Annotated in this window: 16 protein-coding genes; 6 read left to right on the forward strand and 10 right to left on the reverse strand. The window is 28.5% G+C overall.

The window, feature by feature from the left end; genetic code table 11:
• Window positions 1–81: 81 nt before the first annotated feature.
• Window positions 82–1,191, reverse strand: a complete 1,110-nt coding sequence (locus F7018_RS12770; RefSeq protein ID WP_150900450.1) for a helix-turn-helix domain-containing protein — start codon at window positions 1,189–1,191, stop codon at window positions 82–84.
• A gap of 233 nt (window positions 1,192–1,424) precedes the next feature.
• Between F7018_RS12770 and F7018_RS12775 the strand changes: the two genes are divergently transcribed.
• The 4 genes from F7018_RS12775 (at window position 1,425) to F7018_RS12790 (ending at window position 6,273) form a co-directional block, all read left to right on the forward strand.
• Window positions 1,425–4,856 (forward strand): methylmalonyl-CoA mutase family protein, encoded by a 3,432-nt coding sequence (locus F7018_RS12775; RefSeq protein WP_150900451.1) that lies wholly within the window; start codon window positions 1,425–1,427, stop codon window positions 4,854–4,856.
• Between the two features lie 209 nt (window positions 4,857–5,065).
• Window positions 5,066–5,608 (forward strand): RNA polymerase sigma factor, encoded by a 543-nt coding sequence (locus F7018_RS12780; RefSeq protein WP_150900452.1) that lies wholly within the window; start codon window positions 5,066–5,068, stop codon window positions 5,606–5,608.
• Entirely contained in the window at window positions 5,605–6,015 is a 411-nt protein-coding gene (locus F7018_RS12785; RefSeq protein ID WP_150900453.1) for a hypothetical protein, read from the forward strand. The genes F7018_RS12780 and F7018_RS12785 overlap by 4 nt, the downstream gene beginning before the upstream one ends.
• 3 nt (window positions 6,016–6,018) lie before the next feature.
• On the forward strand, window positions 6,019–6,273 hold the full coding sequence (locus F7018_RS12790; protein ID WP_150900454.1) for a hypothetical protein: 255 nt from the start codon (window positions 6,019–6,021) through the stop codon (window positions 6,271–6,273).
• A 52-nt stretch (window positions 6,274–6,325) separates the two neighbouring features.
• Here the strand turns inward: F7018_RS12790 and F7018_RS12795 are convergent, their stop codons facing one another.
• From F7018_RS12795 to F7018_RS12830, 8 genes are read right to left on the reverse strand one after another with little or no spacing between them, the layout of a single operon-like run.
• Entirely contained in the window at window positions 6,326–7,030 is a 705-nt protein-coding gene (locus F7018_RS12795; protein WP_150900455.1) for a YqjF family protein, read from the reverse strand.
• 4 nt (window positions 7,031–7,034) lie between these two features.
• Complete coding sequence (locus tag F7018_RS12800) at window positions 7,035–7,511, reverse strand: SRPBCC family protein (protein ID WP_150900456.1); 477 nt, start codon at window positions 7,509–7,511, stop codon at window positions 7,035–7,037.
• 3 nt (window positions 7,512–7,514) lie between these two features.
• Window positions 7,515–8,408, reverse strand: coding sequence for a TIGR01777 family oxidoreductase (locus tag F7018_RS12805; RefSeq protein WP_150900457.1), 894 nt, complete (start codon window positions 8,406–8,408; stop codon window positions 7,515–7,517).
• Entirely contained in the window at window positions 8,405–8,785 is a 381-nt protein-coding gene (locus F7018_RS12810; RefSeq protein WP_150900458.1) for a hypothetical protein, read from the reverse strand. The genes F7018_RS12805 and F7018_RS12810 overlap by 4 nt, the downstream gene beginning before the upstream one ends.
• Window positions 8,786–8,803: 18 nt before the next feature.
• Window positions 8,804–9,295 carry a pyridoxamine 5'-phosphate oxidase family protein gene (locus tag F7018_RS12815; protein WP_150900459.1) on the reverse strand — a complete coding sequence of 164 codons (492 nt, stop codon included), beginning with the start codon at window positions 9,293–9,295 and terminating at the stop codon, window positions 8,804–8,806.
• A gap of 1 nt (window position 9,296) precedes the next feature.
• Complete coding sequence (locus tag F7018_RS12820; RefSeq protein ID WP_150900460.1) at window positions 9,297–9,641, reverse strand: hypothetical protein; 345 nt, start codon at window positions 9,639–9,641, stop codon at window positions 9,297–9,299.
• Complete coding sequence (locus F7018_RS12825) at window positions 9,638–9,979, reverse strand: hypothetical protein (protein WP_150900461.1); 342 nt, start codon at window positions 9,977–9,979, stop codon at window positions 9,638–9,640. The genes F7018_RS12820 and F7018_RS12825 overlap by 4 nt, the downstream gene beginning before the upstream one ends.
• A 38-nt stretch (window positions 9,980–10,017) precedes the next feature.
• Window positions 10,018–10,524: a GbsR/MarR family transcriptional regulator gene (locus tag F7018_RS12830; RefSeq protein WP_150900462.1), complete on the reverse strand. Its 507-nt coding sequence runs from the start codon at window positions 10,522–10,524 to the stop codon at window positions 10,018–10,020.
• 121 nt (window positions 10,525–10,645) lie between these two features.
• On the opposite strand from F7018_RS12830, the gene F7018_RS12835 reads away from it, so the two are divergent.
• Together F7018_RS12835 and F7018_RS12840 are read left to right on the forward strand one after the other, a co-directional pair.
• Window positions 10,646–11,128: an RNA polymerase sigma factor gene (locus tag F7018_RS12835; protein WP_150900463.1), complete on the forward strand. Its 483-nt coding sequence runs from the start codon at window positions 10,646–10,648 to the stop codon at window positions 11,126–11,128.
• Window positions 11,112–11,732, forward strand: a complete 621-nt coding sequence (locus tag F7018_RS12840) for a hypothetical protein (protein WP_150900464.1) — start codon at window positions 11,112–11,114, stop codon at window positions 11,730–11,732. The genes F7018_RS12835 and F7018_RS12840 overlap by 17 nt, the downstream gene beginning before the upstream one ends.
• A gap of 39 nt (window positions 11,733–11,771) precedes the next feature.
• Here F7018_RS12840 and F7018_RS12845 read toward each other — a convergent pair whose 3' ends face one another.
• A complete protein-coding gene (locus F7018_RS12845) occupies window positions 11,772–12,485 on the reverse strand; it encodes a hypothetical protein (protein WP_150900465.1) in 714 nt (237 codons plus the stop codon).
• Window positions 12,486–12,492 lie beyond the last annotated feature (7 nt).

Below are 12,492 nucleotides of genomic sequence, written 5' to 3' on the forward strand. Positions count from 1 at the left end.
ACTTCTGCGCAACATACAAGACTTACTTTTAAAAAACTAGAAATTTCTATTAAATTAGGAGAGTATTCAACCAAACAACTCTTAAACAAGCTTTTCAGAACACTTCAATTTACTCTTGTATTCACTAGGCGTCATTCCTTCTATTTGTTTGAATACTTTGTAGAAAGTTGATTTTGAAGAGAAGCCTGCATCTTTTGCTAGTCCTAAAATTGAATATTGCATTGCTTTATCAGATTCTATCAATCTTTTAAACTCTAGTACTCTTAGTTGGTTTATAAAGTGATGAAAATTCTTTTTTGCGCATACATTTATCAAATTAGATAATTCTCTCTCTTTTACAGTTAATAACTCTGATAAAAGTTTTACGGTTAAGTTAGGGTTTCTGTAATATTTCTCTTTTTCTATTTTAGTATAAAGCTCTTTAAACTTCAGAGTGTTAATCTCTTTGTTATTCTTTACAGTTTCTTCTACTACTTCTTCTTTTTCCACTTCTACTTTAGCTATTTTATCAGAAACATCGTTTATATAGGCTACTTGCTGAAATCCATTATAACCAATCCAATACACAATAAAAAAGGTAACTAAGCTTATGATAAATTCGATTTGTACTTCTACCAATTCACTGTCATCGTTTATCAATAAAATTCCACTTAAAAACATAAAAATATGTAATCCAACTATGGTAAGCATAATTACTTTAATCCATGAAAGTGTTTTATTTTCTACATATGAATAATAATTTTCTAACTTCAATCTATATCTTTTCAAAAAGTAAAAAGCAATTACTAACAACGGGATATTCATAAAAAGAAACATCAGTTCATGTAAAACCTCTCCTAGCTCAGGGTCTTTAAAAGAAATCAAATTCAAAAAGATACCTGGTAAATACAAAAACAACCACCAAAAACCTCCTTTTTCTTTCGTAACAATTATAATGTAGATAAATAGCGACGGAATAATAAATAAGTAACTATTAATTTCTATTGAAATATGATTAAAAACATTCGCTAATTCTTCGTCGTTAAGAAAGTCGCTTATTATATTAAATCCTAAAGCCCATAAAAACAATACTAAAAAAACATTTCCTTTTTGTTTTCTTATCTTCAAGGTTAAAAATAAAAAACCTATCATAATAGCTGAAAAAGATGCTAATAGATAACTAAATAATGATAACTGGTTTAAAATTTCCATTCAATTGCTTTTTTTCTTATAGTAAGTTGCTCTAACCTTGGTTTTGTTACAAAAAATTACCTCTTACAATGAACAATACTTTTAAAAAGTATGCTCATTTTTAACTTTATATAAACTTTAACAATCATTTAGTTTAATTCCCTAATAACATTAACTTTTATTATTCTTAGTAAATCCTTTTATTTTTTAATATTTCCGTAAATTGCGTACCCAAAATTTAAGTTAATTTACGAATGGAACAAATAGCACCATATAAACCCAAACATAAAGTTAGAATTGTAACTGCTGCTTCATTATTTGATGGACACGATGCTGCCATAAATATTATGCGTAGAATTATACAATCTACTGGTGTAGAGGTAATTCATTTAGGTCATGATAGAAGTGTTGAAGAAGTTGTAAACTGTGCAATTCAAGAAGATGCAAATGCTATTGCAATGACATCTTATCAAGGAGGTCATACAGAATACTTCAAATATATGTACGATTTACTTAAAGAAAGAGGTGCTGGCCATATCAAAATTTTTGGTGGCGGTGGAGGTGTAATTCTTCCAGAGGAAATTAAAGAACTAATGGATTATGGGATTACTCGTATATATTCTCCAGACGATGGACGTGAATTAGGTTTACAAGGAATGATTAATGATTTGGTAGAAACATCTGATTTTGCCATTGGAGATAAATTAAATGGAGAAATAAACAACTTAGCCGATAAAGAAATTGGAAGCATTGCGCGTATTATTTCTTCAGCTGAAAACTTTCCTGAAGTAGCTAAAAAAACGTTAGAAGCTATTCATGAAAAAAATAAAAATTCAAAAACACCAGTTTTAGGAATTACTGGTACTGGTGGGGCTGGAAAATCTTCTTTAGTAGACGAATTAGTACGTCGTTTTTTAATTGATTTTCCAAATAAAACAATTGGATTAATTTCTGTTGACCCATCAAAACGTAAAACAGGTGGTGCTTTATTAGGAGACCGTATTCGTATGAATGCTATTAATGATGAACGTGTATATATGCGTTCATTAGCTACACGTCAATCTAATTTAGCTTTATCTAAATATGTAAATGAAGCTGTTGAAGTTTTAAAAGCTGCTGAATTTGATTTAATCATTTTAGAAACTTCTGGTATTGGACAATCTGATACTGAAATTATTGAGCACTCAGATACTTCTTTATATGTAATGACTCCTGAATTTGGAGCTGCAACTCAGTTAGAAAAAATTGACATGCTTGATTTTGCTGATTTAGTTGCCATAAACAAATTTGACAAACGTGGTGCCTTAGATGCTATACGTGATGTTAAAAAGCAATATATGCGTAACAACAACTTATGGGATGTTCATATGGACGACATGCCTGTGTTTGGTACAATTGCTTCTCAATTTAACGATCCTGGTATGAATACCTTATATAAGCGTATTATGGATAAGTTAGTTGAAAAAACTGGTGCTGATTTAAAATCTAGCATGGAAATTACTAAGGAAATGTCTGAAAAGATATTTGTAATTCCACCTAGTAGAGTTCGTTATTTATCTGAAATATCAGAAAATAATAGAGCTTATGATAAAAAAGTTGATGTTCAAGTAACAGTTGCTCAAAAATTATATGGTATTCACCAAACAATTGAATCTATCATCAATACTTCTGTTGAAATTATAAAAACAGGATTGAACGAAGATGAAATTTTAAAGCAAACTCAAAGTGACGAACAAGACTTTATCAAACTTTTAATAGCACAATTCGATAAAGTAAAATTAAATCTTGATCCACATAACTGGGAAATTATATTAAACTGGCAGGAAAAAGTTCAGAAATATAAAGACCCTATTTATACATTTAAAGTACGTGATAAGGAAATAAAAATCGCAACTCATACTGAGTCGCTTTCTCATTCACAAATTCCTAAAGTAGCATTACCTAAATATCAAGCTTGGGGCGATTTATTACGTTGGAACTTACAAGAAAATGTTCCTGGTGAATTCCCATATGCTTCTGGATTATATCCTTTTAAAAGAACTGGAGAAGACCCAACAAGAATGTTTGCTGGAGAAGGTGGACCAGAACGTACAAACAGACGTTTCCACTATGTAAGTTTAGGAATGCCTGCTAAACGTTTATCTACCGCTTTTGATTCTGTTACTTTATATGGAAACGATCCTGGGCACAGACCAGATATTTATGGTAAAATTGGTAATGCTGGAGTTTCTATTTGCTGCTTAGATGATGCTAAAAAATTATATTCAGGTTTCGACTTAAGTCACGCAATGACATCTGTTTCGATGACTATTAATGGTCCAGCTCCTATGTTATTAGGTTTCTTTATGAATGCTGCAATCGATCAGAATTGTGAGAAATACATCAAAGAAAATAAGTTAGAAAAACAAGTTGAAGCTAAGTTTAAAGAAGTTTATGACTCTAAAGGTTTAGAGAGACCAAAATACCAAGGTGATTTACCAGAAGGTAACGATGGTCTAGGACTTATGCTTTTAGGTTTAACTGGAGACATGGTTTTACCTGCTGATGTTTATGCTGAAATTAAAGCTGCAACATTAGCACAAGTAAGAGGAACTGTTCAGGCAGATATTTTAAAAGAAGATCAAGCTCAAAACACTTGTATATTCTCTACTGAATTTGCCCTACGTTTGATGGGTGATGTTCAAGAATACTTTATTGAAAAACAAGTTCGTAATTTCTATTCAGTTTCTATTTCTGGATATCATATTGCAGAAGCTGGTGCAAACCCTATAACTCAATTAGCTTTAACTTTAGCTAACGGATTTACATATGTAGAATATTATTTATCTCGTGGAATGGATATTAATAAGTTTGGACCAAACTTATCATTCTTTTTCTCTAATGGTATTGACCCTGAATATTCTGTAATTGGTCGTGTAGCTCGTAAAATTTGGGCAAAAGCATTAAAATATAAATATAATGCTAACCCAAGAGCTCAAATGTTAAAGTATCATATTCAAACTTCTGGGCGTTCATTACATGCACAGGAAATTGATTTTAATGATATTCGTACTACCTTACAAGCTTTATACGCTATTTACGATAACTGTAACTCTTTACATACAAATGCTTATGATGAGGCTATAACAACCCCTACAGAAGAATCGGTAAGAAGAGCTATGGCAATTCAGTTAATTATTAATAAAGAATTAGGATTGGCTAAGAATGAAAATCCAATTCAAGGTTCTTTTATTATTGAAGAATTGACAGATTTAGTAGAAGCTGCTGTATTAGAAGAATTTGATAGAATTACCGAACGTGGTGGAGTTTTAGGAGCTATGGAAACAATGTACCAACGTTCTAAAATTCAAGAAGAAAGTTTGTATTACGAAACTTTAAAACATACCGGTGAATTCCCAATTATTGGTGTAAATACTTTCTTAAGTTCTAAAGGATCTCCTACTGTACAACCAGCAGAAGTTATTCGTGCAACTGAGGAAGAAAAACAATTCCAAATTCAAACTAAAGAATTATTAAATAAGGCTAATGAAGAAAAAGTTCAAGAACAATTAGCTATTTTACAGGAAGCTGCTATTCAAAACCAAAACTTATTTGATAAGTTAATGGAAGCTACTAAGTATTGTTCTTTAGGACAAATTACACAAGCTTTATTTAAAGTTGGTGGACAATATAGAAGAAACATGTAATATTCTAATATTTACAATAACAACAAAAGCCTCACAAATTAATGTGAGGCTTTTTTATTTATGTTTAAAACAGCTTCCTATAACCACTGACAATAAATGATTTATAGCTGTTTTTTATTTTTTTATAAAATTTATAGTCTTAAATGCAATAAATTAGAAAAACATCGTCTTTTAAAACGAAGACTCTTCATAAAAGGTTTTTAAATAATTTGGAATCAGAGAATACAAAAAAGCTTAAGGATTTTTTTGGTAGAGAATATCTATCACTTAAAAGGTATATCAATACCCGAATAAGTGATACGATTAATCGAAATGCCGAAGATATTATTCAAGATGTAGCTTTAAAACTATTTGCTGGTGCTGACAGATATGGTCCTATAAATAACGTAGCTAGTTTTGTATATCGATCAATAAAAAATAAAATTATTGATACAATGAGGGCTCCTAAAAAATCTGACAAACTAGATTCTGATGAAAGCTTATTAAACCTTGTTGATGCATTTAATCAATCTGAGAATTATTACAATTCAGATCAAATGATATCAATTTTAAAACAGTGTATTGAACATTTAAAACCTGCTTATAAGGATATTATTATCGCAGTAGATTTTGAAGGTTATACATATAAAGAAATATCAACTGAAACTGGAATTCCTATTGGAACACTAATGTCTAGAAGGCACAGAGCCATTGGAATTTTATATAAAAAAATAGAACAAGAAATACAAAAACATAAAATTATTGAATCATGACAAATTTTTTCACTCATAAGTTTAGAAAAAAATCGCCCGTAGAAATTGCAGCTATCATCATCTTTGGAGGTATATTCATTACAGGTTTGGCTATTTTATTTGGCTTTGTTATAATGTGGTTATGGAACTGGTTAATGCCTGAAATTTTTGGACTTAGTCACCTTACTTATTGGCAAGCTGTTGGTTTATTTATCCTTTTAAGAATTTTAATTGGAGGCTGTGGTGGCGGTAGCGGCAAAAAATCTCATCATAAATGTAAATGTGAAAAGAACGGTAAAACAGATTTTTCTAAGTGGAAACACTATGACAAATTTTGGAAAGAAGAAGGCGATAAATATTACAGTGAATATCTTGAACGAAAAATGAATCCAGAACAAGGTAGCTCATCTAAAGCTGAAATAGAATAAACTATGGAACCACTAATTTTTCAAACCAATATTGATTCAGAAAAAAAAGTTCAATCTTTAGAATCTATACTTAATAAGCATCCTTATATTTTTAAATGGTCTATTGACATTGAGGATATTGATAATGTACTTCGGATTGAAGGATCTGAGAATTTACTTGAGGAAGATATCATTGATTTAATTAAATCTCAAAATTTCCAAATAGAGATTTTACCTGATAAAGCTGTTATTAAAACTGATAAGATTTTAGTTTATTAAACGAATTTACTATTAAAATACAGAGGTTATTTACAACCTCTGTATTATATACTCATAGTATTGTTTTGTTTTCTACGGATATTTCTGAACCTTCTAATAAAAAAACAGAAGCTGGTTGTAATTCATTTAAAAATTCGAAATCTTTTCCATAACTAGCTAAGAAATCTACATTGATATTGTAGCTCTTTAAAGGGTAATATTTCCATTTAGGATGCTTTACTTCATATTCTGTTGTTTGAACTTTATTTTTGGCATACCCCCAATAATGTTCTGAAATAAACTCTATTTCAGAATTATCTTTCATTTCAAGCTGTTCATTTTTAACTACTGCTTCAATTAGATTCCATTTTTCACCAGTTTTCCATTGGTAAGAAATATTTAAATCCCCATCTTTTTCATTCCATTCATGCTTCATTGGTAAGGTTTCGTAATTCTCATTATAAATTGTATTTGCTACAAAAGTTATGGCTGGTTTTGGTACTATCTCTTTAATAAAGACCACTCCTCTTTTATAAACTCCATTCTCTTTTCTTTTCACATAAAAGCGTAGATTTACTTCTTCAAAATTTATATGAAATGGTATTTTAAACCCCAATAGTTTTGTGTTCTTAAACATAAAACCAATTAGACTTATATAGCATTTATCATTATACGAATCTAATTCTGTTCCATTAGGTACAAATGATTTTAAAACTTCAGGGTTTATTTGGTAGTTTACCATCAATAATTTTCTCCATTCTGCTTTTAAAAAACTCATAATTTTAATTTAATATTTCTTTCCATTTATTCGTTTCAGCAAACTCTTTTATTGTTTTATTTCTAATTTTCAAAAAATTAGTCATATACCTTTTTAAGAAAATAGCATCTACTAATTTACCTAGAAAACCGAAAGGTGATTTAAACTCTAAAACATCAATTAATATTGTTGAATCACTTTCATTAGTACAAAAATAATGTTCGTGCTTAAAACTTTTAAAAGCTCCTGAAATCATTTCATCAGCAAAATATTCTGATTCTTTACACCCTATTACTTTTGAGGTAAAATTTTGGTATACTCCTAAATGTTTTGCTCTCCAAGTAACAGTTTCATTTAACACTATAAGTCCTTCCATTTTTCCAGCAATAACTTTCTCATTTGTATGTGTGGCTGCTATTTTATGAAGTTCTATGCTACGAGAAAGATCAAATACTATTTTCTTAACTGCTTCTATCTTTGTTAATAATACTATAACTGCCATAAATTATATTTTAAATTCCTTAAAAGTTTTGGTAGTAAAATTAAAACCTAACTCTAATAGTTTTTCAGGGTATACATTTCTACTTTTCAGTAATAATTCTGATTCTGTTCCTATAATTTTTGCTCCTATTTTAAGTAAGCTTTCTGGAACATGTAAACCTAATGACATGTTTAACTTTCGCTTCAATAAATTCTGAAAATCACAATTTTGTATTGGATTAGGAGCGCAAACATTGTAAACTCCTTCTTTTTCATGTATTAAAAAGTTAATAGCTTTTACATAATCTTTCTCTGTAATCCAACTTATATACTGATTTCCTTTCCCTTGTCTTCCTCCAAAACCTAATTCCACCATTTTTTTCATTATAGGAAAAGCACCACCTTTTTGACCTAAAACTATAGAGGTTCTTGTAATAATTTTTTTAGTTTGTTTCAACTTATAACTATTAAATACTTCTTCCCATTTCTTGCATACATCCATTGAAAAATCTGCTCCAATTTTTCCTTTTTCTTCTGTCATCAATTTATTTTCTGAATGCTCATAAATAGTCGCTGAAGAAGACTGAATAAATACTTTTGGTGGAAATTCTAATTCTTGGACTACCTCACAGAGTAAAGCAGTGCTGTTTAATCTGCTATTATAAATTTCGTCTTTATTTTTTTGATGATATCTACAATTGACTGATTTTCCTGCCAAATTAATTAACACATCTGTGTTGTTTAACAAAACTGTCCAATAACCTTTAGAAACTCCATCCCATTGTACGTAATTAACATTATCTACATTTATCTTTTGTTTTCTAGTTAAAATGTAAATTTGATTTTCTTTTTCTTTTTTATAATATTCAATAAGCAAATTTCCCAAATATCCAGTTCCTCCAGCGATTACTATTTTCATAACTTTTCTTTTTCAATTTTTAAATTACCTTCTTTACTAGCTTTTCTTCCTTTTAAGAAAAATAAAATAAAGAAGATCATCACAAGTCCTAAGTAAATTGAAAAACCTCCAATTTTTGAACTTAGTGTTTCTACTAAATCTTTATAACCTGTTAAGCTGTATATTTCTATAATTCGCAAAGCAAAACCTATGTTTAATAAATAGAAACCTATTTTAAAAAGTTTATTTGTAGCCATTGCGATTTCTACTTTTTGATGAAAAATATCCAACATAAATATTTTGCTATTTTTAAATAAATGTTGTGATACAAATGTTGTAAGTCCTATACTAATAGGTAAATAAATGATGTAAGCTATTAATTCTAATGAAGTGTTCATATTATTATTTTTAGTGATTTATAATTTTCTTGTCATTCTTGCGAGATTTATTTTCTCTGCCTTTGTAAATTTTATTTCTCTTACCATACTCATGTCTTTCCATAAATATGTATATCCTTTTAATAGTTTTGCTTTCCTAACCCTACGCTGCATTGCTCGGAATTCCGCTTCGTTTGCATCTCTTTTAATTCCTAACTCACCATATAACTTTACTCCTGGATATTCTAAAAACTTGCCTAAAAACAATGATTTTAACCAAAACCATTTATTGGTATTTACCGCTAGTACACATATGTTTTTATTTGTCTTTTTATTCTCTTTTAACTTGGTTGCAAATTTTTCAAAATAAAAACCTGTTTGATTATCGTTTAAAAACAAAGAACCTATTGGAGTTACTGTAGGCTCATTATTAGCATTAACTGATGCTATAGATACATACATATTCTCTTGTCTGCTTTTTCTAAAATGTTCTTTAATTTTCTTCCAGTTTTCTTTTAGTTGAATTTCCATATTACTTTTTCTTTAAATGTTTATGAATTAAATAGACTGTATAAATATTGATGAAATGAAGAGAGCCTACTATTAAGAATACATAGCTTAATCTATTAGTAATCTCTTTTATAACACCTATCGAAGCGGTGATTTCTTTCATTGAATTTAAGCTCCATATAACCAAACCAATGTTTAATAAATAATAAGCTATTCTTAGCAACTTATTGATTCCATTACCAAAATTCACATCCTTTGGAAAATAATTTAAGATGTAAATTTTACCATTACTATAACATTCATTTCCAACCTTAATTACAATAAGAATTGATAGCAAAACATAAATTATATAGGTTACTTGATTCATAGCTCTTTTTTTATTGATTCTAAAATGAAAGTGAAATAACCTGCAATGCTTAAAGGCAAAATAATCATAGCAATAATTACAAAATCATCATAAAAATTTATAAAATCTGTAATCCAAAGAATCCCATAAGTAATTACAAAACCCCAATAAAATTTTAGCCTTTTCTGATTTTTTTTCGAGAAGTTTTTTATAAAATACAATAAAACTATTCCTGTTAAAACTTGTGAACACCCTAATACTATTTGAGCACATAACCCTAAGAAAATAGTAGCATATAATATTAAAGTAGCCCATACAATTACTCGATTAACATGTATTAAAATTCCTATATATTTCATATTTTCAGAAATTATTGAAAGTTTGTTTGTAAATTTTTTTACTTTTTTATCATTTTAGTAAAATTAGATAACAACCAATGCTCATCAGCTTTAATTGCTTTATCTAAAATACCATTTACTGTTGTTGTTACTGATGAAAGATCATTCATTAGCTTTTTAAATTCTTCTGCATCTTCTGAGTTTTCTTCTACTCCATTTTTCAAATCGTCTAAAACCTTTAATACAGGTTCTATTTCCCTTTTCTTGCGCTCTTTTGTTACTTGCTTAAATAACTCCCAGATATCTTTTCCCGCAACAAAAAACTCTTTGCGTTCTCCTACTACTAATTCTTTGCTTACAATTCCCCAATCAATCAACGCTCTTACATTCATGTTTACATTTCCACGAGATATTTTTAAAGTATCCATAATCTCATCGGCAGATAATGGCTTGGTAGATACTAATAACAACGCATGCACCTGTGCCATGGTTTTATTAATTCCCCAGTTTGTAGCCAAGCTACCCCAAGTATGGATGTATTTTAATTTCGCGTCTTCTAAATTCATGCGACAAATATATATCTTTTTTCTTAACTTTCAATAATTTCTGAAAATAAAATATTTTTATTTTTTTCTTTATTCTTGTAATAATTTAAATTCTCGATTTACTAATCAACAAAAAACAATTTTGAGTAACGACTTTTATATAACATCTATTTTGCCTCATGCAGGTATTATTATTAAAATATGTAGGGCTTATACTGACTCTGAAGAAGACTTCGAAGATTTTTATCAAGAAGCTTGCTTACAAATTTGGAAAAGTAGAGATGCTTTTCAAAATAAATCAAAATGGTCTACTTGGATATACAGAATTACTTTAAACGTTTGTTTGACCCTTTCTAAAAAAAACAAAAGAAGAGCTAATAGGATTGAAGTTTTTCATGAAGAAACTGATAAAAACGCTGCTTTTGAAGATGAAAATTTGAATTTGTTATATGATGCTATTAAAAAATTGTCGGAATTAGATAGAGCGATAATCCTGCTTTATTTAGAAGAAAATCCTAACAAAGAAATTGCAGCAATTATTGGAACTAGCGCTAACAATATTGGTGTACGTATTAACAGAATTAAAAAACAATTAAAAATATTATTAGATGGAAAAATCAATTGAGAAAATATGGACTGAAGCTTTTATTAATGAACAATCGTTAATTGCTCCTAAAATAAATAATTTGTACAATCAAAAATCAAAATCTATTATCAATAAGATTAAACGCACTTATGAAATTGACAACAAAGGGCTTATTCCAATGGCCATAATTGTTGTAATAGGAATGACATTACTTTCTGAAGTCATCATTGGTTTATATGCTGCTTTTTTAATTTTATGCTTGTACTTTTTTAACAGTAACCAATTGAAAAAATTTAAAGATATTGATGTTAAATCTGATAACTTGTCTTATCTAAAACAATACAGATACATTATTAATATTATTATGAAATCGACTAAAAAACTTTTTGTTTTTGCAATTCCTGTGGCTGTTTTATCAATATTTATTCTTGCTTATAACCTTAAAGAAAAGAGTTTTCTTTCAAAGTTCATTTCTAGCGATACTTCTTTATTAAAAATGATTAGTGTTGGTTTTCTAATCGCTGTTTGTGTATCAGTTATAGGCTTTGTAGTTTATAATATTTCTACTAAAATTTTATACGCTACTCAAATTTCTAAATTAGATGACCTTATTAAAGAAATGGATCAATTGAAAACTGAATAAAAACTATTTAAACGGCATCTTAAATAATTGGATGTCGTTTTATTTTGTTCGAGTTCTCTTTTTTAGCTTAAAAATCCTGTCTTTATAATATGCCTTTAATTCATCTACAAACAACATAGGTTTGTCATATTCATTTAGAACTTTGTTTGTATAGCTATTTAATAATTTATCTAACTCTTTTTCTAAACGTACAAGTTCACTTTTTAAATAGTTATTACTATTCGTTTCTGACTTAGGTATAATGCCTTTTGGTATTTTAACTCCTAAATTCCCACTAAATATATATGAATGATACTCTTTTAATTCTTCTAAAGTTCCAGTTTGGTAGATTTCTATTAGTTTAGTTGTAATATCTGTTGCCAATGTTTCTTCTTCTCCATTCATTGAAAACTTATCTGGATGTACGTATAACATCGCTTCTTTATACAATCTTTTTTTCTCCTTTATATCTTCTTTAACTATGCTAACTTTTTCTTTTTGTAATACTTTTAATCCTTTTGGTTCTTTATAATTTTTTCCTCTACGCTTTTGTTCTAATCGTTTTTCTTTTTTTGCTTTTTTCTGTTTTTTGTATAGAATTACCAATTCTCTTTCTTCTATAATTAAATCAGCTATGGCATTTCGCAATAATTGTTCAAAAGGCAATAATTTTTCTCTAACTTTTTTTATTTCCTTTTGTAAATTAAGTATTTGCTCTTTTAGTTTTAAAGCTTCATTACTTGTAAAATCTATTGGTAATTGAGAATCTTCCATTGCTTTT

It is taken from the genome of Tenacibaculum aiptasiae (genome assembly GCF_008806755.1).
Taxonomy (GTDB): domain Bacteria; phylum Bacteroidota; class Bacteroidia; order Flavobacteriales; family Flavobacteriaceae; genus Polaribacter; species Polaribacter aiptasiae.